Origin of the sequence: Bradyrhizobium sp. CSA112, from assembly GCF_029051645.1 — a bacterium.
GTDB lineage: Bacteria > Pseudomonadota > Alphaproteobacteria > Rhizobiales > Xanthobacteraceae > Bradyrhizobium.
Genome location: NZ_JAACFS010000001.1, coordinates 133979 through 159593, shown reverse-complemented (window position 1 = coordinate 159593; position 25615 = coordinate 133979). Strand labels below are relative to the sequence as shown.

The 25615-nt window shown below is 63.4% G+C and carries 21 protein-coding genes and 1 pseudogene; 9 read left to right on the top strand and 13 right to left on the bottom strand.

Annotated features, from left to right (window positions below; all coding sequences use genetic code 11):
- Together exbD and GWE18_RS00890 are read left to right on the top strand one after the other, a co-directional pair.
- Window positions 1-426 (top strand): TonB system transport protein ExbD, encoded by a 426-nt coding sequence (exbD, locus tag GWE18_RS00895; protein ID WP_275183933.1) that lies wholly within the window; start codon window positions 1-3, stop codon window positions 424-426.
- Window positions 423-1175 (top strand): TonB family protein, encoded by a 753-nt coding sequence (locus GWE18_RS00890; RefSeq protein ID WP_275183932.1) that lies wholly within the window; start codon window positions 423-425, stop codon window positions 1173-1175. Before exbD ends, GWE18_RS00890 begins: the two co-directional genes overlap by 4 nt.
- 39 nt (window positions 1176-1214) lie before the next feature.
- Here GWE18_RS00890 and GWE18_RS00885 read toward each other — a convergent pair whose 3' ends face one another.
- Window positions 1215-4133, bottom strand: coding sequence for a TonB-dependent receptor (locus GWE18_RS00885; RefSeq protein WP_275183931.1), 2919 nt, complete (start codon window positions 4131-4133; stop codon window positions 1215-1217).
- 344 nt (window positions 4134-4477) lie between these two features.
- Here GWE18_RS00885 and mntR point away from each other — a divergent pair, with 344 nt between their 5' ends.
- On the top strand, window positions 4478-5080 hold the full coding sequence (gene mntR, locus GWE18_RS00880) for a manganese-binding transcriptional regulator MntR (RefSeq protein ID WP_275183930.1): 603 nt from the start codon (window positions 4478-4480) through the stop codon (window positions 5078-5080).
- A 223-nt stretch (window positions 5081-5303) separates the two neighbouring features.
- On the opposite strand, the gene GWE18_RS00875 is transcribed toward mntR, so the two are convergent.
- From GWE18_RS00875 to GWE18_RS00860, 4 genes are all read right to left on the bottom strand, one after another.
- Window positions 5304-6698 (bottom strand): hypothetical protein, encoded by a 1395-nt coding sequence (locus GWE18_RS00875; RefSeq protein WP_275183929.1) that lies wholly within the window; start codon window positions 6696-6698, stop codon window positions 5304-5306.
- A gap of 158 nt (window positions 6699-6856) precedes the next feature.
- On the bottom strand, window positions 6857-8230 hold the full coding sequence (locus GWE18_RS00870) for a sensor histidine kinase (RefSeq protein ID WP_275183928.1): 1374 nt from the start codon (window positions 8228-8230) through the stop codon (window positions 6857-6859).
- 99 nt (window positions 8231-8329) lie between these two features.
- Window positions 8330-9001 (bottom strand): response regulator transcription factor, encoded by a 672-nt coding sequence (locus GWE18_RS00865; protein ID WP_275183927.1) that lies wholly within the window; start codon window positions 8999-9001, stop codon window positions 8330-8332.
- 267 nt (window positions 9002-9268) lie between these two features.
- Window positions 9269-9421, bottom strand: a complete 153-nt coding sequence (locus GWE18_RS00860; protein ID WP_197423293.1) for a hypothetical protein — start codon at window positions 9419-9421, stop codon at window positions 9269-9271.
- Window positions 9422-9650: 229 nt separating this feature from the next.
- On the opposite strand from GWE18_RS00860, the gene GWE18_RS00855 reads away from it, so the two are divergent.
- Together GWE18_RS00855 and GWE18_RS00850 are read left to right on the top strand one after the other, a co-directional pair.
- Window positions 9651-10613: a Ku protein gene (locus GWE18_RS00855; protein ID WP_057853993.1), complete on the top strand. Its 963-nt coding sequence runs from the start codon at window positions 9651-9653 to the stop codon at window positions 10611-10613.
- 36 nt (window positions 10614-10649) lie between these two features.
- Window positions 10650-10886, top strand: a complete 237-nt coding sequence (locus tag GWE18_RS00850; protein ID WP_275183926.1) for a hypothetical protein — start codon at window positions 10650-10652, stop codon at window positions 10884-10886.
- Between the two features lie 8 nt (window positions 10887-10894).
- On the opposite strand, the gene GWE18_RS00845 is transcribed toward GWE18_RS00850, so the two are convergent.
- The 3 genes from GWE18_RS00845 to GWE18_RS00835 form a co-directional block, all read right to left on the bottom strand.
- Window positions 10895-11095 (bottom strand): hypothetical protein, encoded by a 201-nt coding sequence (locus GWE18_RS00845; RefSeq protein ID WP_275183925.1) that lies wholly within the window; start codon window positions 11093-11095, stop codon window positions 10895-10897.
- A gap of 21 nt (window positions 11096-11116) precedes the next feature.
- Window positions 11117-11281 (bottom strand): Flp family type IVb pilin, encoded by a 165-nt coding sequence (locus tag GWE18_RS00840; RefSeq protein WP_275183924.1) that lies wholly within the window; start codon window positions 11279-11281, stop codon window positions 11117-11119.
- 295 nt (window positions 11282-11576) lie between these two features.
- Window positions 11577-13154 (bottom strand): porin, encoded by a 1578-nt coding sequence (locus GWE18_RS00835; RefSeq protein WP_275183923.1) that lies wholly within the window; start codon window positions 13152-13154, stop codon window positions 11577-11579.
- Between the two features lie 337 nt (window positions 13155-13491).
- Between GWE18_RS00835 and GWE18_RS00830 the strand changes: the two genes are divergently transcribed.
- Window positions 13492-15186, top strand: a complete 1695-nt coding sequence (locus tag GWE18_RS00830) for a thiamine pyrophosphate-requiring protein (protein ID WP_275184631.1) — start codon at window positions 13492-13494, stop codon at window positions 15184-15186.
- A 152-nt stretch (window positions 15187-15338) separates the two neighbouring features.
- On the opposite strand, the gene GWE18_RS00825 is transcribed toward GWE18_RS00830, so the two are convergent.
- The 5 genes and pseudogenes from GWE18_RS00825 to GWE18_RS00805 form a co-directional block, all read right to left on the bottom strand.
- Window positions 15339-16913, bottom strand: coding sequence for an MDR family MFS transporter (locus GWE18_RS00825; protein ID WP_275183922.1), 1575 nt, complete (start codon window positions 16911-16913; stop codon window positions 15339-15341).
- 236 nt (window positions 16914-17149) lie between these two features.
- The gene (locus GWE18_RS00820) at window positions 17150-18475 is read right to left on the bottom strand and encodes a hypothetical protein (protein WP_275183921.1); all 1326 of its coding nucleotides are present in this window, start codon (window positions 18473-18475) and stop codon (window positions 17150-17152) included.
- Between the two features lie 11 nt (window positions 18476-18486).
- A complete protein-coding gene (locus GWE18_RS00815) occupies window positions 18487-20607 on the bottom strand; it encodes a S8 family peptidase (protein WP_275183920.1) in 2121 nt (706 codons plus the stop codon).
- 148 nt (window positions 20608-20755) lie between these two features.
- Window positions 20756-20986, bottom strand: a pseudogene (locus GWE18_RS00810) (patatin-like phospholipase family protein); the annotation flags it as partial.
- Window positions 20987-21137: 151 nt separating this feature from the next.
- Entirely contained in the window at window positions 21138-21647 is a 510-nt protein-coding gene (locus GWE18_RS00805; RefSeq protein WP_275183919.1) for a YcgN family cysteine cluster protein, read from the bottom strand.
- Window positions 21648-21933: 286 nt separating this feature from the next.
- Here GWE18_RS00805 and GWE18_RS00800 point away from each other — a divergent pair, with 286 nt between their 5' ends.
- The 3 genes from GWE18_RS00800 (at window position 21934) to GWE18_RS00790 (ending at window position 25564) form a co-directional block, all read left to right on the top strand.
- Window positions 21934-24222: a PBP1A family penicillin-binding protein gene (locus GWE18_RS00800; RefSeq protein WP_275183918.1), complete on the top strand. Its 2289-nt coding sequence runs from the start codon at window positions 21934-21936 to the stop codon at window positions 24220-24222.
- Window positions 24223-24374: 152 nt separating this feature from the next.
- Window positions 24375-24953, top strand: coding sequence for a DUF1214 domain-containing protein (locus GWE18_RS00795; protein ID WP_275183917.1), 579 nt, complete (start codon window positions 24375-24377; stop codon window positions 24951-24953).
- Entirely contained in the window at window positions 24950-25564 is a 615-nt protein-coding gene (locus tag GWE18_RS00790) for a DUF1254 domain-containing protein (RefSeq protein WP_275183916.1), read from the top strand. The genes GWE18_RS00795 and GWE18_RS00790 overlap by 4 nt, the downstream gene beginning before the upstream one ends.
- The last annotated feature ends 51 nt before the right edge of the window (window positions 25565-25615 follow it).

Genomic DNA, 25615 nt, shown 5'->3' with positions numbered 1-25615 from the left:
ATGGCCGCCGGACTGAACCAGGGCAATGGCGATCTCTCCGAGGTCCATGAGATCAATGTGACACCGTTCATCGACGTCATTCTCGTTCTGCTCATCATCTTCATGGTCGCAGCCCCACTTGCGACCGTCGATATCGCCGTTGATCTTCCAGCGTCGAACGCGCAGCCGCAGCCGCGACCCGACAAGCCGGTCTATCTGACCGTCAAGCCGGACCTGTCGCTTTCGGTCGGCAACGAGACCGTGGGCCGGGCCGCACTGCCCGGCGCGCTCGATGCGAGCACCAAGGGCCAGAAGGATACCCGTATTTTCTTGCGCGCCGACAAGCTCGTCCCGTATGGCGAGGTGATGCAGGTCATGAACATGCTGCGCACCGCCGGCTACCTCAAGGTCGCCCTGGTCGGAATGGAGCAAGCCTCACCGCTATGATCGAGCTTGCGGCCGAAGATCGTTCCGACCTGCGACGCTGGATGTTCAGTAGCCTTGCGGTGCTGTCCGTCTACGCCGGATTGACTGCCACGCTCGCCAGCTGGCGCTCTCAGGACGACACCGTGGCTGCCGAGTCTTCGGGCGCGATCGTGGTCGATCTGGCGCCGCTGGCCGCAGCGCCCTCGACCACGCCGACCGACATCGCGCCCGGTCCGGAACAGGTGATGTCGGAGGCCCAGCCGGTGGCGAAGCCCGACGAGATGCCGCCCGACGAAACACCCGAGTTGCCGGCCGCTTCCAATCCGGACGCCGCCGTGGCGCTGCAGACCAAACCGCAGCCTGACTTGACGCAGCAGCAGGCGGCAGCCACCACCACCTCCGCACCTCACGCGATCAACGAACGCATCGCACCGGTAGCCGTAGCGCCGATCCAGGGCGTGCCGAATAACAAAAATTCGGAGGCCGTGGTGACATGGCGAACCCAGGTCCTCGCCTTGGTTGAAAAGAACAAGCGATATCCGGAGGCCGCGCGGTCGCGGCGCGAGCAAGGGACGGCGCAGGTGTCGTTTACGCTTGATCGCAAGGGTATGGTGATCAACGCCCGCGTGACTCAAAGTTCGGGCTCCAACGCCCTTGACGAGGAAGCCATTGCGCTCCTCAGGCGCGCGCAGCCTTTCCCTGCGCCGCCCGCAACATTTCCCGGCGAATTCGTTGTCGTGCGGCAGCCGATCCGCTTCACCGTCAAATAGAACCACTGGCGGTCCGGTCGCGGAGTATCGCTTCGACAGTTAGTCGACGATGATAGTACCGCCGAACTTGTAGTTCACTCCGATCCTGACCCCGTCGCTGGTCACCCGCGTGTTGGCATCAAATGCAAGTGCTGTATTGGCAGCCGTAGACGGCGTCGAACGCACCGAACCGAAATCCATGTGAAGGTATTCGAGCTTTCCGGTCCAGTTGCCGGTCAGCCGCGCCTCGAAACCGGCGCCTACCGCCCAGCCGAATCGATACAGGTGCCGATCCAAAGACGCCGTCGTCGCAGCACCAGCGGTGTCGAAGCCCGCGACGGAAGTCGACGTCGTGATCTTGCCGAACGGAACGCCCGCGGTGGCGTAGGCAAGCAGGTCCGGCGTCACCAGCGTTCCGACGCGGCCGCGAACCGAGGCGACCCACCCCAAGCGATAGTCCAGGCTCGCCGTCACGGTGGCGTCGAGCGGAGCGAACGCCGGGTTGCAGATGTTGCCGGGGCATGCGGTCGCGCTACTTCCGCGCTGATTGCGGTATTCAAAATCGCCTTCAATGCCTGCCAGAATCCGGCCCGATGTCCAGTTATAGCCGGACTGAACGCCAAAGCTCGCGGTGTCGTGCGTGGACGACAGGCGGGCTCCGGAAAGCGACGCACCGGTTGCCGCGTCATTGAACGCCGCGTTGGTAACCCCCTCACCCCTCAAATATCCGACGTTACCGCCGGCATAGATGCCCGCCCAGTTCCAGGCCGCGGCATCCAGCGCCGGGCTCTTGTAGTAGCCGTTGGCAGCCGACCGTTTCGCCGCGCCGATCCAGGTGCCCGGCGATCCGCTCGGCCGGTCGACACCGTATTTGACGTTGAGAAACAGCTTGAAGCCCCGCCCGAGCTGCAGGATCTCGTCCTTGTGGAATTGGACGGAGTTGCGAATGTTGGCGTTGAGCAAATTGTCGCCGACCAGGCCCGTCGCGACCTCGACCGCGCCCCATGGCGAATCCTTCCAGAACTTTCGATGTTCGAGCTGCACCTTGACCAGATCGTAGCCGGCGGTAGTCGTGTCGAACTGCGGAATGTCATTCTGCGCGAATGCATGCAGCAAGCCGACGCGCGCAAACCAGTTGTCGTTGCGCCAGTAGACCCCGCCGCCGAGGCGCATCGGAGGGATGCGCGGCACGTTGCTCCCGTCGGTGAAAGTCGCCCGCACGATATCATATTGACCGTCAAGGCCGAGGGTGCCGTTGGCGAGCTGTACGGCGTCCCATTGCCAGGCCAGCTCTCCGCCGCGGAAGGTTGCGTCGCGCTGATCGTAGTTGACCTGGATGTAATCGGTGCCGGCTCCGCAGGAAGCAAACGTTTCCTGGCAAATGATACCGGTGGCGCGCGAGAAAATGAATTTGCTGTACGACGTGTAGTAGGCATTCGCGGCGAACCTGAAATCGCCATCGGTGCGTTTCAAGCCGACTTCCGCCGTCTGCGCGGTTTCAATTCCGAGGTTCGGGTTGCCTATCTTGAACGTCTTCTCCGAGCCGTCGGGTCCCTGCGCGAACAGTTCGAGGGCGCGCGGCGCACGCTCGATACGCTGCAGCGTCAGGCTTCCGACCAGCGAGGATGGAAGATCCTTGATGATGCCGAAGCTGCTGCTCTTCGGCATGAAGTCGAGCTTGGCAGCCGCCCTGCCCGGCTCATCCGGAGGCGGAAGAAAATTCGGCGGGAAAGTGAATGCCGTTCCCGCAACATTGACCCCCTCGATGCGTCCAGCCAACTGCGTGCGCAGCGTATCCGTGTGCCTGATTTCATTGAGGAAGTACGCCGCCGCCGTTCTTGTCTGGGCCGGAAGCAAGATCGCCTGACCAGCCGTATCCAGTTGCTGGTAGGCGCCCTGCGCGCCGACAATGCTGGTCAGCGGACCTAGCGGCGTAGCGAACGGCGCGAACTCGAACTCGAGCTTGCCCTCAGTCTGCTTGTTCTTGAAGGTGGCGGTAATCTCCTGAAATCCGGTCGTGGCGAGCACCGTCTCGTCGTGCCGATACTCCGAATATCCGGTCCAATACCTGACGGCCGCCAGCGCGCTGGCGTCCGGACGATACTCGCCTTTGGAGCTGATCTTGGTTTGCTCGAGGTCGTTGTGCTGACGGGCAGCGGCGGTCGCAATGCCGGGGACGTAGTAGTCGCTGGTAAAGCGCGAGACGGCGATGCCGGCATAACCGCCGTCGAAAAGCCAGGAGCCGCCGACCGTCGCGCCCGCACTCTGCGAGGCCGAATTCGGCTGCTTGCCGTTGAAGGCAGGCGCCGGGACAGGCGGAACGAGATAGGGATAGCTCGGGATGCTGTAATCGCCGGAGGATCGTCCGTAGATGTCGGCGTGAACGGCAGCGTTGCGGCCGCCTGCATCCAGCAAGAGCCCGCTCTCCCACCCTCTGTTGACGCTGGTCACGCCCGACCTCAGCTCCGCGGCCACTCCCCCGAGCGGCGCGGCGGTCGGAATCCGGTTGTTGTTGACGTCGACGACGCCGCCGACGGCTTGCGAACCGAAGCGGAGCGCGCCCGGTCCGCGAACGATATCGACCTTCTGGATTGCGAGAGGGTCGATCGGCACCGCGTGGTCCTGCGCGATGTCAGACACGTCGACCGCGCCGACGCCGTTCTCCTGGATGCGGACCTTTGCATCCGTCAAACCGCGCAGAACGGGCCGTGACGATTCCGTGGCAAGGCCCGCGGACGTCGCGCCGGGCGTGTTGGTGAACAGGCTGCCGAATCCGCCGTTGCTGCTGCCGGTCTGGATCTGGTTGCTCCCGATCGTCGACAACGGCGCGAATGGCGGATTGAAGGGCGACGCCGGTGCGCTTGTCGGCGCAGGACCCGGCAACGGCGCGGCGACGGCCCTCGAAGGCCGACCAGGCTCGCCGCGTGCGGCCCGCCGCGCCGGTTTGGGCTGACGTCCCTCCACGGTCACCTGCGGCATGTCGACTTCCGCCGGCGCGTTCGACGCGGTTGGCGGCGCAGGCGCGGTCTGCGACGGAGCTGGCTCCGCCGGGACTTGCCCGGCTGCCGGGGGCGGTGCGGAAGCCGGCGGCTCGGCAGGAGGTGCAGCCTGCGGCGCCGGTGGCGCAGGAGCTGCCGTTTGCGGGAACGCCGCAGTGTGGCTCAGGCAAACCATAGCCAATGCCGAGGTGCCCAAAAGGGCCATTGCAGTCGCGCGCATCTTCTTCCCCAACCGATCGCGCGACAGAAAAACCCGAACTGATAAGCCGCGGCATCAAAATGTAGCTAAGGCTACATGTTAATGTTGTACCGTTAACTGTCAAGATGTCGTGCCCGGTCTTCGCAAGCACCGCCGGCCTGTCGCAGATCAGCGACAAGCCGCCAACTTGCAATGTGGCCGGCCGCGCGCCATGGTCGCGCTCGTTTGGACGGATTCGCCTGGAAGGTGCAGAGTTGCGCAAGCCCTCGACAGATCGGGCCAAATCGATGCAGCCATTGCCTGCGGAACAAACGCAGGCGCGCCGCTTTGGAAAGGCGCGATCGGCGCGATCGACGGCAGTCCTGGAAGACTATGTCGAACTGATCTCCGACCTGCTCGGAACGACCGGCGAGGCGCGCCCTACCGACATCGCACGCAGGCTGGGCGTATCGCATCCGACGGCGATCGACACCATTGCCCGGTTGAAGCGTGAAGACCTGGTGACCGCCCGCCCCTATCGCGGGGTGTTCCTGACCGAAAAGGGCGAGACCCTTGCCAAGCGCGTCCGCGCCCGTCACCGCCTGGTGGTGGATGTCCTGCTGGCGCTGGGCGTCCCGCAGGAAGCCGCGGAGGGTGACGCCGAGGGCATCGAGCATCACGTTTCCGATGTAACACTCAAGGCCTTCGCCGAATTCCTTCGCGATGCCAAGGATCGGCGCAAGGCATGACGCGATAGGCGCGCTAAGTCTACTGCGTGATAGCTGCTCAAAGCCCTCATCCTGAGGAGCCCGCAGAGCGGGCGTCTCGAAGGATGTAGGCCACAGACGGGGCCTTATGGTTCGCCCGGCGATGCGAAGCATCGTCCGGAGACGCGCGGAGCCTGTCATCGGGCCGCGCTACGCGCGGACCCGTCGGCGCTCCTCACCATGAGGGGCTTGCAACGCAGTAACGCTAGCCGACCTTGGTCGTCTTGCGTTCGCCGGTCATGGCATTTTCGGCTGCCCGGCTCATCAGCGAAGCATAGTCATGACCGAACAGGGTTTCGCAGAAGCGGATCGCCGCCTTGGCCTGCATCTGCCGGTAGGCGCGCGCCCTCGTGTCGCCGCCGCGCAGCGCCTGCACCAGGCTTTCGGTGGATCGCTCGACGTAGTGCTGCAGGTCGGAATAGGTCCGCAGCGTCACCTCGTTGATCGCGAGCTCGCTGGCATAGGTGCGGCACACCGCCACGAAGTCGATCAGGGCGGCGATCTCTTCGACCTCCGCGGCATCGATCTTGGGCGCGGAAGCGATATCCTTGTCGGCGCGCTGACGTAGAATGCGGCGGACCCGGCCGGGCACGCTCTCGATCTCTGACTGCAGCGAATTGGAAATATCCGCGCGGATCGAGGTGAGCTGGCGGCCCCACACGGAATCGTTGCGCAGATCGAGCTCGGTGCGGAGACCGCGCACGCCGTCGTGCAGGGCTTTCAATTGCTCGCCGACATTGTCGAAATGGCCGCGCCTGATGTCCGTGCGCAGGCAGGCCGTGAGGAACGAGAGGTCGTGCAGCGCGATCGTGACGGCGACGCCGTAGGGCGTGGCAGCCACGCGAATCTCGTCGTCCGATGCCGCCATCTTGATTGCGAGGCGGATGATCTGCCACGGCGACGCCAGCCGCTGCATGATCAGCGACAGCGCGAACGGTAGCAATTGCGGCGTCTGCAACGAGGGAACATTGAGCGCCGTACCCACCGAGGCAATCTGGGCTTCGGAAAATACCCGCAACTGGCTGGGCATCCGGCTGCCGAGCGTATCCAACGCCTCGCGCGCCCGCAGCACTCCTCCGATCGACAACAAATCCTCGACGACATTGGGCGGGCCGATACGGGCGAGCGTCCGATGCCTGTCGTCGCCCGAGACCGGTGTGGCGACCTTGACGATCGCGTCGGCTGCCGCGAACTGGAACTTGCGGATCGCGCCTTCGAGGCCCGCGCTGCTGCCGCTCTGCCTGATCTCGGCAAGCGCAGTTTCGAATGCGCGCGCGGCATCGGGCGCACCGTCGCGGCCCAGCCATTGCCAGACCGGCAGCAGCGATGCACGCCGGACCTGCCCGGCCCTGACCGGAAAGTTGCTTTCGACCAGAAACGGCTCAAGCGGACGGAACAGCAGGCGCGCCGGATCGTCGGTCCGCGGACGCGTCTCGGTTCCGCGCACGACCTTGCGCAACTGCTCGAGCACGAAATTGGCGACAGCGACGTCTTCCCCGCGCTCGATGGCGCGCTCGAACTCGCGCATCAGCAGCGCCTGCGATTGGGGCGGGAGCTGGGCAAGATAGTCCCTCAGCCGCTCGGTCGATGTCTGGCTCATTCGCCTGGTGTGGATATGCTTGTGTCATACGGCCGGCAAAGCGCGTCCGCCGCCGATTTTAGGAGTGTGCGCGTTAAGAACCCGTTTAGGAATAACGAAATCAACCCCGCGCATTGCCGGCCCCTCTCCTCAACCCCAGGTAACTACCACCGGGGCGTTCAGATCCCTGGCAGCACCAGCTCGGCCCGCAACCCGCCGATCGGGGCATCGCCCAGGACAAGGCTGCCGCCGTAAAGGGCGGCGAGATCAATCACGATCGAAAGCCCGAGCCCGGACCCCGGCTTGGATTCATCCAGCCGCTGGCCGCGCCGGGACACCTGCGCGCGCTCGGCCGCGGACAATCCGCGGCCATCGTCATCGACAATGATCCGCAGCCGCGGCCCGGCAAGGGGCTCTGACGGCGGCTCCGCCCTCACCTCGATGAAGACCTGCGAGGCCGCCCATTTGCAAGCATTGTCGACCAGATTGCCGGCCATCTCCTCGAGGTCCTGGCGCTCACCGCGGAACTTCGCCTGCGCGTCGGCCTTCACCGCGATCGTGAGGTCGCGATCCCGATGGATCTTTTCCATAGTCCGCCGCAACGCCTCGATGGCGGGCGCGACCTCGGTGACGGTGCCGACGATGGTGACGCGCGCGGCGATGCGCGCGCGCTCGAGGTGATGGGCGACCTGATCCCGCATCACATCGGCCTGCTCCAACACCTTGCTGGCAAAGGGATTTACTGCGTGGGCCGCGGCTTCGTTGACGATGACGGACAGCGGCGTCTTGATGGCGTGCGCGAGATTGCCGACATGGGTGCGCGCCCGCTCCACGATCTCGCGGTTGGCGTCGATCAGCGCGTTGGTCTCGCGCGCCAGCGGCGCGATCTCGACGGGAAACTCGCCTTCCAGCCGTTCGGCGCGACCGGAGCGGATGTCGGCGATCGATTCCGAAATGCGCTTGAGCGGCGCCAGCCCGAAACGGACCTGGAAGATGGTGGTCAAGAGCAGCACGATGCCGAGCGCCGTGAAGGTGCCGCCGAGATAATAGTCGAAGGCGCGGATCTCATCGAAAATCTCGGATGCGTCGCCGGCCACGCTGACCAGGAACTTGCCGTCGGCGCCAAGATCGACCGGCCGCTCGACGATCCGAAGGTCCTGGCCCTCGGGCCCATCGACGTAACCGAGACGGATGCCGGCGGGGGTCAACTCCGCGCCGATATCGTCGAGCTTCGGCAGCTTCTTGTCCCACAGCGAGCGCGACGCACGCGTCTCGGCTTTCTCGTCGGTGCGGACGACCTGCCAGTACCAGCCGGACAGCGGCAGTTCGAACAGCGGCTCGCCGAGCGACTGGAACTGGTGGTCGGGCGGCTCGTCCGGGGTCGCGACTTCGGCGATCAGGGTGCGAAGATAGAGGTTGAGACGGCGGTCGAAGGCGCGTTCGGTCGCGTTACGATAGACCGACGACAGGATCACGCCGGTGATGAGCAGGATCACGACCACCCACGCGGTCGCCGACAGGAACAGCCGCGTGGCGAGCGAGCTTCCGCGCATCAGGGCACGATCCAGAAAAGCATGTCTTTTAAGGCCTCGACCCGAAGGGTGCAGACCGGCCTTCGGATCGGGTCATGCTCGAATTAAACCGTCAGCAAATCAAGCCCCGGGCGACGGCGGCGTCAGCAGGTAGCCGAGCCCGCGCACGGTCTGGATGATGTCGACGTCGAGCTTCTTGCGGATGCGGCCGACGAATACTTCAATTGTGTTGGAGTCGCGATCGAAGTCCTGATCATAGAGGTGCTCGACCAGTTCGGTGCGCGACACCACGCGGCCGGTGTGATGCATCAGGTAGGCCAACAGCCGGTACTCGTGCGAAGTCATCTTGATCGGGTTGCCGGAGACGCTGACGCGGCCGGTGCGCGTATCCAGCGAGACCGGGCCGCAGGTCAGTTCCGACTGCGCATGACCGGTGGAGCGGCGGAGCAGCGCGCGAATTCGCGCCAGCACTTCTTCGAGGTGAAACGGCTTGGCGACGTAGTCGTCGGCGCCGGCGTCGAAGCCCTGTACCTTGTCGCTCCAGCGGTCGCGGGCGGTGAGGATCAGGACGGGCATGCCGCGGCCGTTGCGGCGCCATGCCTCCAGGACCGAGATACCGTCCATCTTGGGCAGCCCGATGTCGAGCACCACGGCGTCATAAGGTTCGCTGTCACCGAGGAAATGCCCCTCCTCGCCGTCGAACGCGCGATCGACCACATAACCGGCATCCGTCAAGGCCGTCGTAAGCTGACGGTTGAGATCCGGATCGTCCTCAACAACGAGCAGGCGCAAGCTGGCCTCCAAAAGTGAGCCCTACGATATCAGATCTCAAGATGAGGCTCATCGGCGTGAACGGGCCATGAACGGGGCACATGGCGCTATGTTACTTTTTCGTCATGAGGCTTTCCGCGGCCGGGCATGCCCGCAGGCCGAACGCCTAACATGCCCAATTGAATGCCCCAAGGGCCGGGCAGGTTGCTTTGCGTCGATTTCCGAAAAGGCGGCGCGCCTCCCACGCAGGGACAGGCAAGCCCTGATCCCGCCGCCTCGGTCAGTCCCTCAGATGCGGAAGAATACGAACCAGACGATGCCCAGGATCAGAACCGCGAGCCCGGTCGAAACCGTCAGGAGAGCGAGTACCGACGGTCCGGGTTCAGCCTGACGCGCCTCGGTCGGGGTTTCGGTGATCTGGCCATGTCGTCGTGTTGCCATGGGACCTCTTTGAGTAAGTGCCTGTAATGCCAGCGAATGCACCGCTTGTTAAAGCAACGCCTGATCGGAAACGATGTTCCGGGCTTCGCAGCCATGCTGCGGGCCGCAGCGTCCAAAAGGTCGCAGGCCGGCTGGCAGAACGGGCCGTTCGGCGATTAACGCCATGTTTGAGACGAGGGCATCCGATGGTATTCTTACCAGTCGTCTGTTGCGTCCTCGGAGTATCCCCATGGCCCCCCGCGCCAATTGGAAGGGTTTTCTGCGCCTTTCGCTCGTGACCTGTCCGGTCGCCCTCTATCCGGCGACGTCGGATACCGAGAAGGTCTCCTTCAACCAGATCAACCGCAAGACCGGCCATCGCATCAAATACGCCAAGGTCGACGCCGAGACCGGCGAGGAAGTCGCCAACGACGACATCATGAAGGGCTACAAGATCGACACCGACACCTACATCGAAGTGTCGAAGGACGAGCTCGACGACATCGCGCTGGAATCGACCCGCACCATCGAGATCGACGAATTCGTTCCGAAATCCGATATCGACGGCCGCTACCTGATCCGCCCCTATTATCTCGTGCCTGACGGCAAGGTCGGCCACGATGCGTTTGCGGTGATCCGCGAAACCATCCGCAGCATGGACAAGGTCGCAATCGGACGGGTGGTGCTGACCAACCGCGAGCACATCATCGCGCTGGAGCCGCTCGACAAGGGGCTGATGGGAACGCTGCTGCGCTACCCCTACGAGGTCCGTAGCGAGACGGAATATTTCGAGGACATCCAGGACGTGAAGATCACCAAGGATATGCTTGATCTGGCAAGGCATATCGTCGAGCAGAAATCCGCCTCATTCGAGCCCGAGCAGTTCGAGGACCGTTATGAGCAGGCGCTGATCGACCTGATCAACCAGAAGCGCAACGGCCTCAGCACCAAGGCCAAGGCGGCGCCAAAGACCACCGGTAACGTCATCAACCTGATGGACGCGCTCAAGCGCAGCCTCGCCAGCGAAAAGCAGGCCGCCCCCGCCGCCAAGACCAAGGGCAAGAAGCCGAAGAAGGCCGCCGCCGGCCAGCGCGAGATGTTGTTGCCGATCAGCGGCAGCGGCAAACGCGCCGCCAAGGAGACGGCGAAGGAAGCGCCCAAGAAGGCGGAGAAGCCGGTGCGCGCTGCCGCCCGCACCAAGAAGGCCGGATGATTGGGCAAGGAGCGCGATAGCATCATCTAGCGCGCAATGCCGTGGTCGACCCCGTTCGATGATCCGATACCGCTTCGCGGCGGAGGCAGGCTCGTGACGCTGCAGCAGGCCGCCGACTACATCATGGCGTTGCCGGAAAAAGTGCAACGCGAGGCGCACTGGCAGACCGCAGTCGAGAATCTAATCAATGCGGCGGAGACTGGTGGCGGCTGGCTGATGTTTTCGCGGATCGCGATGGTGCGGGCGCTGAATACGGACAGGAAAGATAAATAGCGCCGGTTTCAATCCCCGCCGCCGTCCCCGTCCCCGCTGCCAAAGTCCAGCCCGCCATCGCAATTGCCAGACCGGTCGTTGACCATCCAATCAATCAGCAGGGCTGCGACCAATATCGCGTAGAATACGCGCCACGGATTTTGCTGCACATAGGCCAGGATCGGCGGCCCCCAGTCCACCAACGTTGACCCAAATAGCAGCTCTAGCATGATGCCTGCGCGGCCTTGCCGCTACTTGAGCGAGGTGCTGACGTCGTTGAATTTCGTGCTGAGCGTGCTGCCGATGCCACTGACGACGGTCACGATCACGATGCTGATACCTGTCGCAATCAGGCAGTATTCGATGGCGGTAGCACCGCGCTCATCGTCGACAAATCGTGCCAGTATTCGACGCATAGATAAACTCCTATCGACGCTCCCCGGAATTCTCCCGCGCCATACTGGTTAAACTCTAGGTCGGAACGGTTGAAGAGGCCTTGAGGAACGGACTGAACGATTGATTAAGGCGAACGAAGAATTGCGCCTCCGGAATCGTACGATACGGAAAATTTACCATCGATTGAGCGCCGCCCGTCCACCGTCGCCGATGGCGGCGATGTTCAGACGCCGCGGCATGGCGAGGTAGTCACCCCGCCGCACCGCGGCGTTGAACAAAGGACCGGGCACAATAGCCCGGTCCTTAAAGTCATTCTCAGAAGTTACGCTGGACGCGGAGCTGGAGCAGGACCGTGTCCTGATCCTTGAACTCGTACACCGCGTTCGGCTTCGGCGCGGTTGCCGTAAACACCGAAGAGCCCGACATTTTCTGGTCGAGATGGAACCACTGGACTTCGCCCGAGAACGTCAGGTTCTTGACCGGGGTCCAGCGGGTAACGACGCCAAGCTGCGAGACGTTGAAGTCGGGGTTACAGCTGTAGGTTCCCGCTGCCTGACCCGGGTGGCTGAGGGCGAAGGCGGCGCAGTAAGCGCCCTTAGCGGTCGTGGTTCCCGCACCCAGCAGATTGTCGTCGGCGCTGCCGTCATACCTGACCGCGGAGTAGCTGCCGAACAGGCTGGTCGACCAGTTCGGGTTCCAGTTGTGATTGAACGCGCCGCGGAGGCCCCAGGCCGTCGTCAGGACGATGCCGCCCGTGCCGCCTGCGCCGGGCATGTAGACGCCATCCGTGGTCGCGCCGAAGCCGACGCTCTGGTAGCCGAAGCCGCTGTCGCCGAACATCGCGAAGTTCGGTGAGGTGCCGCTGGTGGCGATCACTTGCTTGGTGGCGCCCTTGGCATAGGAGACGTCGAACTTGATGTCGTCGCCCGGGCCGGTCGGCAGATTCTTGATCTGCAACGCAGCCATTACCGCGCCGCCCCACTTGGTTTCGGGATGCCCGCTGATTTCGGACAAGTTGTTCGGCACGGCGCTCGCGCCAAGCGTATTGTACGAGCCGCTGACCTCATGCGCCATAGCCGAAACCTGGAACAAACCCCAGGCCTGATCGACGCGGATTCTGCCGACGATGTCCGGAGCGTGAGTTCCGGCATAGGCGCTCGATCCGGTTCCGTTGGCGCCGATCGCACCGGGGATGCTCAGGTTATAGACGGCGGTGCGATTCCAGACGGTCGGGTCGTCGAGACCAATCGAGCCCGATACGCCGTTGCCGAATTCGGCGGTGTACTGGATGTTGTTGACGCCGGTGTCGGTGTTGTTGCCGCCGAGCAGGTTTGAGTTGATGTTGCCTGGAAAGCCGTTCCAGGGCGTCGAATAGGCCGACGAGGACTTACCGAAGGTGAAGCCGGCGAACTGGATGAAGAGGTATTCGACCGCGACGTAGCCGCCGCCAGGGATGGAAAGCGAGTTTGCTGCGCCGCCAGGGAATGCGCTGAGGGCGGTCGCGTTGGACGTTCCGAAGTTGTTGAACTGGAAATCGCCCTGACCGAAGGTGCGCACCACGCCATACTCGGTGGCGGTGCGGGTATCTACCGTCAGCGCCATGCGCGAACGGCTGACGAAATAGTCGCGAAAGCGGTTTTGCTGACCAAGATCGCCGCTCCAGGCCGGCGCACCGTGGGCGCCGCCGTTGAAGGTGGTGTCGACGCGCAGATAGCCGCCGATCTTGATACAGGTGTCGGTGCCTGGGATGTAGTAGAAGCCGGCGCCGTAAAGCGAACAGACTCTGACATATTCGACTGCCTTGGCCTTGACCGGAAGGTCTGCCGCCTGTGCCCCACCCAGGGCGAGCAGCCCCGCCGCCGAGCTTAGAATTAAAGTTCGCGCTGTTTTCATTGTTGTATATCTCCTGTTCGCGATGCCCCGCGACGTATGCAAATTGTGTCCCGCGATGCCCCGCGCTTCATGCAAATGCATGCGCACACACCTAATGCAAAAATCTCCAGCGAGAATGACAAACCCGTGAAGCCGCTTCGGTTGGCCGGCGGCTGTGATTTTTTCGCAACGCAGCAGCGTCGAAGCCGAGTCAAAACGATCCACTTTCGCCTGCAGCTCGGGCGCTCACAGCAGGAATATTCTCCCCCGGTTGCCTCATCTTTTGGCTTGAGCGGCAAAACGCATATCAGCACTTCCGAACGCACGCGCCGTCCGCGCTTTACCGGGTCGGAAAATCCTGTCCAACTGTCGCAAATCGGCTGGACCAAACCGGCCCGTATCGAGGGGAGAGACCGTCATGAAGCTCGGCGCCGCCATCGCGGAAATCATGAAGCGGGAGGGAATCGAAATCCTCTGCGGCTATCCGGTCAATCATCTCATTGAATATGCCGCCAATGCCGACATCCGCCCCGTGATGGTGCGCCAGGAACGCATCGGCGTTCACATGGCGGACGCGATCTCGCGCGTCACCTCGGGCCAGTCGATCGGCGCGTTCTGCATGCAGCATGGACCCGGCGCCGAGAACGCGATGGGCGGCGTGGCGCAATGTTACGGCGAATCGGTGCCCGTGCTGGTGCTGCCGATGGGCTATGCGCGCAGGCTCGCCAACATCGACCCGAATTTCAATTCCAGCCAGGCGATGAAGGCGTTCTCGAAATCGTCCGAACCGATCAACATCGCGGCGGAAGTCTGCAACATTTTTCGGAGAGCGTTCACCAAATTGAAAAACGGCCGCGGCGGGCCGGTGATCGTCGAAATCCCCGCCGACATGTGGAACGAGGAAGTGCCGGAGCCGCTGAACTACACACCGGTGCTACGCACCCGCTACGGCGCGGATCCCGTACACATAACGGAAGCGGCGGCCCTCCTCGTCGCAGCGAAGCGCCCGGTGATCTACGCCGGCCAGGGCGTGCACTACGCCAGGGCCTGGCCGCAGCTCAGGCGGCTGGCCGAACGCCTCGCCATTCCCGTCACGACCAGCCTTGGCGGCAAGTCGTCCTTTCCGGAAACGCATCCGCTGTCGCTGGGATCGGGCGGCCTCGCCGTGCCGCGCGCGGTGCCGAAATTCTTGGGCGAAGCCGATGTGATCTTCGGCATCGGCTGCTCGTTCACCGAGACGTCATTCGGCATCGCCATGCCGAAGGGCAAGACCATCATCCATTCAACGCTCGACCCCAACCATCTCAACAAGGATGTCGAGGCCAAGGTCGGCCTGGTCGGCGATGCCGCCCTGGTGCTCGATGCCTTGCTGGAAGCGATCGGCAAGAGCGTCACGACCGATCGCGACGCGACGGCGGTCGCCGCCGAGATCGCAGCCTCCCACAAGGAATGGCTGGCGAAATGGATGCCGAAGCTGACGCATAACGACGCGCCGCTGAACCCCTATCGCGTGTTGTGGGATCTGCAGCGCACCGTCGACATCAACAATACCATCATCACCCACGACGCCGGCAGCCCGCGCGACCAGCTCTCGCCGTTCTGGAAATCGGTCGAGCCGCTCTCCTATATCGGCTGGGGCAAGACCACGCAGCTCGGCTACGGCCTCGGCCTTGCGATGGGCGCCAAGCTGGCAAAACCCGACAAGCTCTGCATCAACGTCTGGGGCGATGCCGCGATCGGCTTCACCGGCATGGATTTCGAGACCGCGGTGCGCGAGCGTATCCCGATCATGTCGATCCTCTTGAACAATTTTTCCATGGCGATCGAATTGAAGGTGATGCCGATCTCGACCGAGAAATACCGCTCGACCGACATTTCCGGCGACTACGCCGCGATGGCGCGGGCCTTTGGCGGCTATGGCGAGCGGGTGACCACGCCGGAAGACATCATCCCCGCCATCCGGCGCGGCATTGCCAAGACGCAGGAAGGCGTACCCGTGCTGCTGGAGTTCATCACCAGCAAGGAGACCGAGGTGTCGCGGCCGGGTACCTGAGATTCAACGCACAGATCATCGCCGATGCCGCGCGTCACCATCAGCGAAACCGGGCTGGTCAGCCCCAAGAACCGCGAGCTCCACGGATCCCAGCCACAAATCGCGAAAACAACCCCATGCAAAGTAGACGAGGCCGGAGACGGTAACTACTCCTACTCCGCCATCTCCGCCGGTGTCGAGGGGCCGGCCAGCGGCCGCTCTTCCATTGCGATAATGCACAGCGCGGCGCAGGCCAGCAGCACCGTGGCGGCGCCGAACACGTAGCGGAACGCGGTGATCATGTCGGCGACGGGAATCGCGTTTGCAGGGCCGCGGTGTTCGCCGAGCGAGATGCCCGCACCCAGCGCCATCAAGAGGATCGCGCTGAAAGCGGCGACCGTAAACGACGACATCAGCGAGCGGAAGAAATTCATCGCACCCGTCACGGTGCCGATCTGCGCGCGCGCCACCGAGTTCTGCAGCGAGACCACGCTGACCGGGAACGTCGTGCCGAGCCCGAGCGCAAACAGCGACAGCACGATCAGCAATGCCCACAGCGGCAGCGTCGTCGCGGTCAGCACCGCACCGAAGATCGCCGCCGCCGACGTGCCCGCGATCGCCACGCGCTTGTAATGCTTGGCGCGCGCCATCGTCCGTCCGGCGATCGCCGCACCGCAGGTGGAAATCGCGGCGAGCGGGATCAGCGCAAGCCCCGCTTCGCTCGCGGTCAGATGATAGACAACCTCGTAATACAGCGGCAGATGCACGGTCAGCCCCGTGATCGCGCCCAGTGCGCAGCCGCCGGCCACCATGGCATAGGGCGCGACCGTTCCGCTCAACAGCGGCAGCGGCAGGAACGGCTCCTCGGCATTGCGCGCGTGCCAGACGAAGGCGAGCGCCAGCGCCACCGATGCGCCGATCATCGCCATGATCGCAGGCGACAGCCAGGCATAACGGTTGCCGCCCCAGGTGAGCACCAGCATGACCACGACGGCGGAGGCCATCAGCAGCAGTCCGCCAAACCAGTCGACCTTGCGCCGGCGGTGGAACACCGGGATCTTGCCCATCTTGGGCAGCAGTAGAAACATCGCCCCGACGGCGAGCGGCACATTGATCCAGAAGATCATCGACCAGTGCAGATGCTCGGCGAACACGCCGCCGAGCACGGGACCCATCAAGCCTGCCGCCATCCAGACACCGCTGAAATAGGCCTGATACCTGCCGCGCTCGCGCGGTGAGACCACGTCGGAAATCACGGTCTGCACGACCGGCATGATGCCGCCGCCGCCAAGCCCCTGCAGGCCGCGCGCGACGATCAATACCGGCATGTTCGGCGCCACCGCGCACAGAATCGAGCCGACCGTGAACAGGACAAGCGAAACGGTGATCATGACGCGGCGGCCGTAGATGTCGCTCAGCGTGCCGAACACCGGCGCGACCGCAGTCGAGGCCAAAAGATAGGCGGTTATCACCCAGGAGAGATTGCTGACGTCGTTGAACTGGCGGCCGATGGTCGGCAGCGCCGTCGCCACAATGGTCTGGTCGAGTGCCGCCAGGAACATCGTCAGCAGCAGGCTCATCAGGATGGTGCGGACCTCGTCCTGGGTCAGCGGCGCGGGCGGCGCGATCGGCGGCGCATCGCTGACATCGATGACCTCGGTCGTGATGCGCGAGAGCTCGCCGCCGATATCGTCAGGCAATGTCGTCTGGTCGGCAGGCTCGCGGCCCTGCCGTTGGTGCTTGTTCATGTCGGGCGTAATATTGTTCTGCGCGGCCAAGGCCGCCGAGATGGAATCGCCATATCGCACGCACCTTAGAGGGCAATTTCCTCTCGCGGCAGACGCCTGCGCGCATGGGTGCATCCCGCGGGGGTCTCATCGCGTTTCCGTGAGCGATTTTTGGCGCCTCGCAAGCCCAGGCCTTCGGCTCCACCTTGGTGGAGGCTCCAGGAAACCAATCCCCGTAAAATCTCCGGTCGGCCGGACTAGAGCTTCAACGGCTTGAGCAGATCAATCAGATGCGGCTTGCTCCCTTCGACAATCGAGAGCTTCTTCGCCATCTTCGGGTTGTTCTTGAAGAATGCGGTCAGGCTGTGTTTCTCGGCAGACCAGTCCTCCCGCACCGGCTTCTTGGAAGCCGGATTCTTTTTCTTTCGGGCCTTCTCCTTGCCCTGCTCCTTTTCCCAATCCGCCTTCCGTCCCGCGTCGATCTCCGCAACCGGATAGGTCAGATGAATCGTGTAGCCGGCGTCAGCGCCCCGCGCATCCAGCAGCATTTGCAGCGTGGCGCGTTCCGGGTTGCCATGCTCGCCATCTCCGGAGAAAACGTAATGATCGGCCGGCACACGCTTGAAGAAGATGGTCTCCATATTGTTGTCGCTGCCGTGGTGCGGGACCTTCAAGAGGTCGACATGCTTTTTGCCGCCCGCTTTCAATAGCCCGGCCAGTTCCATTCCTTCCAAAATCCTGTCGCCACGGGCGTCGCCCGTCAGGAGCATGCTTTTGCCCCCGAGTTCGGCAAGGACGACGATGCTGGACAGGTTGGGAATGGATTCATCCTCGAAAGCTGCCAGCGCAGCTTCGGGCGACTTCTTTTTCTTCTCCTTTTGAGCGCGCAGCCATTCGTCATGCTGCTTCTGCAACGCCAGCAGTTGCGGCTGCATCGGCCCGATCACCGTCACCTTCAAGTCGCCGAGCGTCACCGGCTTTGCAGCCTTGGCCGCAAGGATAAGCTTGCCCTTGAATTTGTGGTTAGGTTTCCACCCGAGAGCCTTGGCGTCGTCACGCAACGTGCGGCCCTGCGGAATGCTGGACAGCACCTCGACCGTTTGATGCATGTCCTCGTCTTCGATCTCGTCCTCGCGCATCTGGTTTCCGAAGCTGGCCAGCACGCTTCCGGAATCGATACCCGCCTCACCTTCCGCGGCCGCCGCAACCGATGCGGTGCCGAACCCTGCCACCAGTTCATCGGGCTTGGTCTTGAGCAGATCGTCGAAACTATTGTGCCAGAGGCTTGTCACGTCGAGCCGCATGTCTGGACTGTTGCCGCGCTGCTCTCTGGTGAGGTCGAGAATTCCCTTGATGTGGTCGTCGTCGACATGGCTCACCATCACAACGTCGACCGGCAGCGCCGCCTGTTCGTCGAGATCGCGCGCTTGGTGGATTTTCTGCAACCGCGGCTTGAGGAACGGCTTGTAGACATCGGACGGGCCGCCATCGATCAGAATCAGATGCGGATCCTGCTCCGGTCCGAAGTGCAGCATCAGGCAGTCGCCCTTGCGTGCCCGCAATACATCCAGACTGAAGAGCATTTCCTGCCTCTCTAGATGGATTGAAAGGCACGCAGGATGTCCAGCATGCCGTGGCCCTGGAAACTTCGCTCGCGGCCGAGATCGGTCGCGCTTTCGCACAGGATTCGTTTGACCCTGCGCGGCTGGCCGATCAGTTCCTCGTAGCGCGCCAGCAGCATCGCGGCGGCGCCGCTGACATGCGGCGCCGCCATGCTGGTGCCGGACTCAGGCCCCCACTCCTTGTGATTGCCGCCGGTGACGCACGACTGCACCCGCTCCCCCGGCGCCACCAGATCCGGCTTGAGGCGGCCGTCGCCGGTTGGACCGCGGCTGGAGAAGAAACTCACGCCATAGGTATGCGGCCAGTTTCCGTGCGTGGACCCGACGGTGATGACGCTCTCGCCATTTCCCGGATCGGTGATGCTGAACGCCGCATAGGCTTCGAAAACACCACCATCCGTCAGTTCGAATTTCTGGAAGCCGCGATTGCCCGCCGCGGCGACCACCACGACCCCGCTCTCCACCAGCCGCTCGCATTCATTGCACACCGGCGTGCGCCCGCAGGCATAATTGCGGACGTTATGCGGGATGGAGAGGCTGAGGTTGGCGCCGTGAATGGTGATATAACTATGCCGCTCATTCACGTAGCGAATGTATTGCAGCGCGGCGATAACAGCGAATTCGGTATCGTCGATGGTCTTGCCGAGAACGCGGAAATCGTAGAGGCGGATATCGGGACACATGCCGTCGGGATGGTTGGTCGCACGTCCGTTGGCACCGATGATTCCCGCGACGTGTGTGCCATGCGTGCTGGGTGGTTGCGGCGGGTTCTTGAGCGTGATCAGCTTTTCAACGGCGCCCCAATTGATCGGCCGTTTTGCTCTGGCGTCCTCGGCAATCTCCTTCAGATAGCGGGACGCGTCGGCCGGCCTGATGCCGGCGGCTGTCGCGAGTTCCTCTAGTTCTGCAGGAGCGATGTCATTCTCGTCATTGCTGACAATCTCGCGAATTCTCGTGAAGTCGAAGGTCTTCCTGACGCGCGATCTGTCCGGCTTGTCTGGGTCGGCGAGAGCCGCGTGCTGGGCGTCGATGCCGGAATCAAGCACCGCCCAAACGATGTTCTTGCAATTCACCTTGAACAGGGAGTGCGCAGCGTCGGCCTTCACGGCCGGAATGGATCGATCGAGTGCTGCCGACGCGACGCGGTTCAGCGAGACCTGAAAGATAAGGCTATCGGTTCTGGCTTGCTCGCTGTCGTCGGGATCATCCGATGCCAGGGCGTGGGGATTGGCCTGAATGACCCCGTAAAGGTCGAACATTCCTTTGATGATTTCATCGATATAGGGCTGATATCTCCGGAATGCCTCATCGACCTTGAGCAGCGGCAAACGCTCCACCGGCTGGGGTGGAGCGCTGCCGGGGATAGTCGGACGCTCGAGCCTGCCGATCCAATAGATCAACCCCGCGAGCGCGATGTATCTTTCCAGTGATGTAAAGTTCTCCGGATTGTTGCCGGGACGGCCGGGCTCCCGCTCAAGCAACCTGCGGAGGTTGGCCTGGTCGATCTTCAATATTCTTTCCTGGAGCTTTGACTGGCTCCACCACTGTGTCAGGGGCACGAGAATGCGCAGCACTTCGTCGAAATACAGCTTTGCACCCACAAGCCCCTGCAGATAGGCGACCTTCGCTCTCACTTTCGGCCGCTCGGGCGGCGGCGGTGTTTCGCTTTTGCGCTCCTGCTCGCGCAGGGCTATTCCGCGCGGGATGATTTGGGCGACCACTGCGGCGGTCGTATTTTTGTGCGGCGTGATCAACACGTCCTGAACGACACCGGGATCAAGCGCATAAGCGGCCCAGACGTCTCCGAGCAGCGGAGAATCCTGCAACACGCGGCGGTCGTCGATCGGGCCTAACAGGATGTGCTCGACCAGCTCCGCGGGAATCGAGAATTGCAGCGGCCTGTCAGCCTTGGTTCTCGCGCCACCGGGCACGTCCTGCACGATGTCGGGCCGCGCGGCTACCGGCGTTGCATCTGCAGGCGCTGTCGTGCCGGATACCGCTCTCTCTGGTTCCGGGGCGGCCCGCGTGGCGTCATCCGTCGACTTTGGCTTGCGGCCCCGCGATGGCGCCCGCTGCTTGCGTTGCTTTGCCACGTTCGGCCCCCTCGCCTCTGCCTCACACCCCGGATTGAGGATAGGGGAACACCGGCTTCGGCTTCAGCTCCGAGTCCAAATGCTTGCGCAGCGCGGCATCGCAAACCGCGTAGCCCCAGTTGATCAATCTCTCTTGCGTGGTCGCGTCGCTGAGGTTGCGCCAGGCCAGCACGAGGTGGCCGGCCGTGATGGAGCCGCCCGACACGCTCGATATCCGTTTGATGTTCTGCAGCAGCCCGGTTTCATAGAGGTGCCAAAGCACGCCGATGTGAAACACCATCGCGCGATACCCTCCGCCGGAAAGGCACAGCGCGGAGCTCGGCTCGGGCGTCCTGTTCTCGTCGTCCTTCGGTATCGGCTGAACAGGACCAGTATTCATGGGACACCTCAAAAATTGAGGGACATCTCACTGATGGGAAATAGAAATCTAGTGCAAAGCTTAAGGATGTTCGGCGCTAAATATACAACTACCTTAGCGCTTTGACGGGCGAATGAAAAGGCGCATGTGGCTGCGGCGGAAGCGCAGGTGATCAGGGCCGCTTCTTCAGCCGCGCCCGCTTCGGCAACAGCGCCGGCCATTGCACGATGTGGTCTTCGAGATCCTCATCGGCGATCTCGTCCTCGGTGCCCTGCACCCTGCCGCGCACGGAAACCCCGGCTTCATGCACGGTGTTGGGGTCACCCGAAATCAGCGGGTGCCACCAGTAGAGATCGCGCCCCTCCGCTACCAGCTTGTAGCCGCAACTCGGCGGCAGCCAGCTCAGGGTGCGGACGTTCTCGGGCGTCAGGCGGACACAATCCGGAACTTTCTCGGAACGGTTGGGGTAGTCTTTGCAAGCGCACAGGCCGGAATCGAGCAGCTTGCAGGAGACATGGGTGAAGTAGATTTTCCCGGTATCCTCGTCCTCGAGCTTTTCCAGGCAGCAGCGCGCGCAGCCGTCGCACAGGCTTTCCCATTCGGCGTTGGACATTTCCTCCAACGTCTTGGTTTTCCAGAAGAATCCCTCCTGGCTGGAAGCTCGCTTGGGCGGCGCGGTCATGAAGTCGGATGGTTTCCAGATCGAGTTCGGCTGCAACCTTCTAGGAGCTAGGGCGACCCCGGTGCAAGCGGGCTGAATACGGGAGCAAAAAAGCCGGGACCGCGTTAGGGCTGACCACCAAAATGGTGAGCGTGAGCATTGGTTTATGGCCTCCGCTCGGCTAGAACAATGGCGAGTCCCCAAGGGTTCCTAAAAGCGCCTTGGGTTTGCCGCAACACTAACGCATGACGTCTCGACAGCGCCCGGCCGGGCGTGTGTGAGCGTTTCGAACCGACCAAGGGTCCCGGTGCGCCAGATCTTACCTCCGCAGTGGAAGCAGAAGATCCGGATCTTCCTTCTGGATCTGGACGCGCGTATCGACTCGACGCTGTTTTCGTCGGGCAAGGGCCTGCGCGAGCTGTACGAGCGCTATTCCACCTTCATGGACCGCTTTTATGTCGGCCGCTGGAAGCGCTGGGTTTTCATCGAACCGTTCTCGGAAGCCGCCACCATCGGCCTTGCCGGGCTGATCGTGATGCTGGCGCTCGCGGTTCCCGCGTTTCGCGAAACCGCCGATGACGACTGGCTGAAGAAATCCGATCTGGCGGTGTCGTTTCTCGACCGTTACGGCAATCCGATCGGCAGCCGCGGCATCAAGCACAACGACTCGATTCCGCTGGAAGATTTTCCGGACAACCTGATCAAGGCGACGCTCGCGACCGAAGACCGCCGTTTCTACGACCATTTCGGCATCGACATCCCCGGCACCGCGCGCGCGCTCGTGACCAACGCGCAGGCCGGCGGCGTGCGCCAGGGCGGTTCGTCGATCACGCAGCAGCTCGCCAAGAACCTGTTCCTGAGCAACGAGCGCACCATCGAGCGCAAGGTGAAGGAAGCGTTCCTGGCGATCTGGCTGGAGACGCGGCTCACCAAGAACGAGATCCTGAAGCTCTATCTGGACCGCGCCTATATGGGCGGCGGCACCTTCGGCGTCGACGGCGCGGCGCATTTCTACTTCAACAAGTCGGCGCGCGACGTCAATCTGGCGGAATCCGCCATGCTGGCCGGGCTGTTCAAGGCGCCGACCAAATACGCCCCGCACATCAACCTGCCCGCCGCCCGTGCCCGCGCCAACATCGTGCTCGACAATCTCGTCGATGCCGACTTCATGACCGAAGGCCAGGTGTTCGGCGCCCGGCGCAACCCGGCCGTGGCCGTCGACCGCCGCGACGAGAATTCGCCGAACTATTACCTCGACTACGCCTTTGAAGAGATGCGCAGGCTGGTCGACACCTTCCCGAAATCCTATGTCGAGCGCGTCTTCGTGGTCCGCACCGCCATCGACATGAACGTGCAGCGCGCCGCCGAGGACGCGGTCGAAAACCAGTTGCGCCAGTTCGGCCGCGACTATCACGCGACGCAGGCCGCCACTGTGGTGGCCGATCTCGATGGCGGCATTCGCGCGATGGTCGGCGGCCGCGACTATGGATCGAGCCAGTTCAATCGCGCGACCGACGCCTACCGGCAGCCGGGTTCGTCGTTCAAGCCCTATGTCTACACCACCGCGCTGCTGAACGGTTACACCCCGAACTCGAAAGTGGTCGACGGCCCGGTATGCATCGGCAACTGGTGCCCGCAGAACTATGGCCATTCCTATTCCGGCTCGGTCACGCTGACGCAGGCGATCACCCGCTCGATCAACGTTGTGCCCGTAAAACTGTCGATTGCGCTGGGCGGCAAGTCGCCGAACCCTGCGAAGGCCGGCCGCGTCAAGATCACCGAGGTGGCGCGGAAGTTCGGCCTCACGGCGCCGCTGCCCGATACGCCGTCGATGCCGATCGGCTCCGACGAAGTCACCGTGCTCGAACACGCGGTCGCCTATGCGACCTTCCCGAATAAGGGCAAGTCGGTGAAACCTCACGCGGTGCTGGAAGTGCGCACCGGCGCCGGCGACCTGGTCTGGCGCTTTGACCGCGACGGCAAGAAGCCGGTGCAGGCAATTCCCGCCTCCGTCGCCTCCGACATGGCATGGATGATGAGCCATGTCGTCAGCGAAGGCACCGCCCGCCGCGCCGCGCTCGACGGTATTCCGACCGCAGGCAAGACCGGCACCACCAACGCCTACCGTGACGCCTGGTTCGTCGGTTACACCGGCAACTTCACCTGCGCGGTCTGGTACGGCAATGACGACTATTCGCCGACCAACCGCATGACCGGCGGATCGCTGCCCGCGCAAACCTGGCACGACATCATGGTCGTCGCGCACCAGGGCGTCGAGGTGAAGGAAATCCCCGGCATCGGCATGGGCACGAAACTGCCGCAGCCCGCCCAGCCCGCCAACGTCGCGGCCAACAGCGCAGCACGGGTGCTGGAGACCAAGCCGGGGCCTCCGCCGGTATTGACCAAGCGCGGCGCGGATATTCTGGTGCGCGTCGAGCGACTGCTCGACGAGGCCGGCAAGGCCGCGGGCAAGACCTCGTCAAACGATCAGAAGTCGCCGGCCAAGCCGGTCACGTCTGGCGCGCTGGCGTTTCCGGAGAACTATGTCGCAGCCGCCGGCGAGCAGGCTGCGCCGCCGGCGCAGCGGAAGAATTAAAAGGCATGATCCGGCAGAGTGTTAACCGGCTTTCCTCGGAACAGACACCAGGCGTCTGCCCCGGCATGCCCAAACAAAAAGAAGCGCTTCAGGTTTCGGATGAAGCCGGTTCAACCGGAATCTGATGCCGTGAGATTTCGGAGCACTGGCCTGTGCGGCTGATCTTCATCACCTTGCTGGCGTTGGCGCTTGCCGCGGCCGTCGGGCTCGGCTCGACCTATATGACGGCGACGCGCGGCACCGATCTCGGCACGCTGACGATCGGCGCCTGGACCGCGCGGCCCAAGAGCGGCACCGCCGACGTCGATCCCTATTCGCGCGCCTTGATTGCCCGCAGCGGCGAATTGCCTGTTGGCACCGGCGACGGCATCGCCTTCACGGCCACCACCGACGACAAGAAGAAGCCGCTCGACGGGCGCTGCGACGTGGTCGTCAGCGGTGTGACGCCGGCGGCCCGGTTCTGGACGCTGACGCTGTTCGACCGCAAGGGGCATCTGGTCGCCAATTCGCTGCAACGCTACGGCTTCACCAGCCAGGAAATCGTTCGCGGCTCAGACGGCGCGTTCGAGATCCGCGTGGCGGCGCGCTCCCGCGCCGGAAACTGGCTGCCGACCGGCGGCATCGAGCGCTACGCGCTGATGCTGCGGCTCTACGATACGCCGGTTGGCGTTGCGACGCGGACGCAGCGCGACGCGCCGATGCCTTCCATATCGACGGTGAACTGCCCATGATCCGGCTGTTGTTCACCATCATCGCAGGCGTGCTGCTGGGCGGCGTGGTGCACCTCGTCAGCGTGCTGGCGCTGCCGCGCATTGCCACCCAGGACGCCTATTCGCGGCTGACGCCGATGACCACGGAGAATGCGGTCACGGCGCTGCCGCTAGCCGAGCCCAACAACGCGCCGATGCCGTTCATGGACCCGGCCTTTGCGGTCGCGATCTGCCGCTATGACCTCACGGGCGGCCCGCTGAAACTCACGGTGCCGGTCAGCCAGGCCTACACGTCGGTGTCGTTCTATACGCGTAACGAGGTCGCCTATTACGCCATCAACGACCGCTCGGCCGGCCGCAAGGTGATCGAACTCGACCTGATGACGGAAGAGCAGCATTCGGAATTGCCGGAAGACGAGGAAATCACCGCCGCCGACCGGCTGATCATCGACTCCCCCACCACGACTGGCCTGATCGTGCTGAAGGCCTTGGCGCCGGAGCCCGGGTTGATGCCGCAGGCACAGGCCTCGCTCGCGGCGTCGCGTTGCACCCTGCAGACCGAGCCGACGCCGGCCAAACAACCCGAACCGGCACCGCCCCCGCCACCCCCGGCGCCGCGGTCCAGGCGCTGATCACGGCCTCGAGCGGGATGGGTTGGAGTCGAATCGATTCCTCATTAGCGC

Excerpts from the sequence above, each read along its gene's own strand:
- GWE18_RS00805 (WP_275183919.1), bottom strand. The coding sequence starts at position 21,647 with ATGACCGCGCCGCCCAAGCGAGCTTCCAGCCAGGAGGGATTCTTCTGG.
- GWE18_RS00790 (WP_275183916.1), top strand. The coding sequence starts at position 24,950 with ATGATCCGGCTGTTGTTCACCATCATCGCAGGCGTGCTGCTGGGCGGC.
- GWE18_RS00855 (WP_057853993.1), top strand. The coding sequence starts at position 9,651 with ATGGCCCCCCGCGCCAATTGGAAGGGTTTTCTGCGCCTTTCGCTCGTG.
- GWE18_RS00890 (WP_275183932.1), top strand. The coding sequence starts at position 423 with ATGATCGAGCTTGCGGCCGAAGATCGTTCCGACCTGCGACGCTGGATG.
- GWE18_RS00850 (WP_275183926.1), top strand. The coding sequence starts at position 10,650 with ATGCCGTGGTCGACCCCGTTCGATGATCCGATACCGCTTCGCGGCGGA.
- GWE18_RS00885 (WP_275183931.1), bottom strand. The coding sequence starts at position 4,133 with ATGCCGCAGGTGACCGTGGAGGGACGTCAGCCCAAACCGGCGCGGCGG.
- mntR (WP_275183930.1), top strand. The coding sequence starts at position 4,478 with ATGTCGTGCCCGGTCTTCGCAAGCACCGCCGGCCTGTCGCAGATCAGC.
- GWE18_RS00860 (WP_197423293.1), bottom strand. The coding sequence starts at position 9,421 with ATGGCAACACGACGACATGGCCAGATCACCGAAACCCCGACCGAGGCG.
- GWE18_RS00870 (WP_275183928.1), bottom strand. The coding sequence starts at position 8,230 with ATGCGCGGAAGCTCGCTCGCCACGCGGCTGTTCCTGTCGGCGACCGCG.
- GWE18_RS00820 (WP_275183921.1), bottom strand. The coding sequence starts at position 18,475 with ATGCTCTTCAGTCTGGATGTATTGCGGGCACGCAAGGGCGACTGCCTG.
- exbD (WP_275183933.1), top strand. The coding sequence starts at position 1 with ATGGCCGCCGGACTGAACCAGGGCAATGGCGATCTCTCCGAGGTCCAT.
- GWE18_RS00835 (WP_275183923.1), bottom strand. The coding sequence starts at position 13,154 with ATGAAAACAGCGCGAACTTTAATTCTAAGCTCGGCGGCGGGGCTGCTC.
- GWE18_RS00840 (WP_275183924.1), bottom strand. The coding sequence starts at position 11,281 with ATGCGTCGAATACTGGCACGATTTGTCGACGATGAGCGCGGTGCTACC.
- GWE18_RS00875 (WP_275183929.1), bottom strand. The coding sequence starts at position 6,698 with ATGAGCCAGACATCGACCGAGCGGCTGAGGGACTATCTTGCCCAGCTC.
- GWE18_RS00845 (WP_275183925.1), bottom strand. The coding sequence starts at position 11,095 with ATGCTAGAGCTGCTATTTGGGTCAACGTTGGTGGACTGGGGGCCGCCG.
- GWE18_RS00825 (WP_275183922.1), bottom strand. The coding sequence starts at position 16,913 with ATGAACAAGCACCAACGGCAGGGCCGCGAGCCTGCCGACCAGACGACA.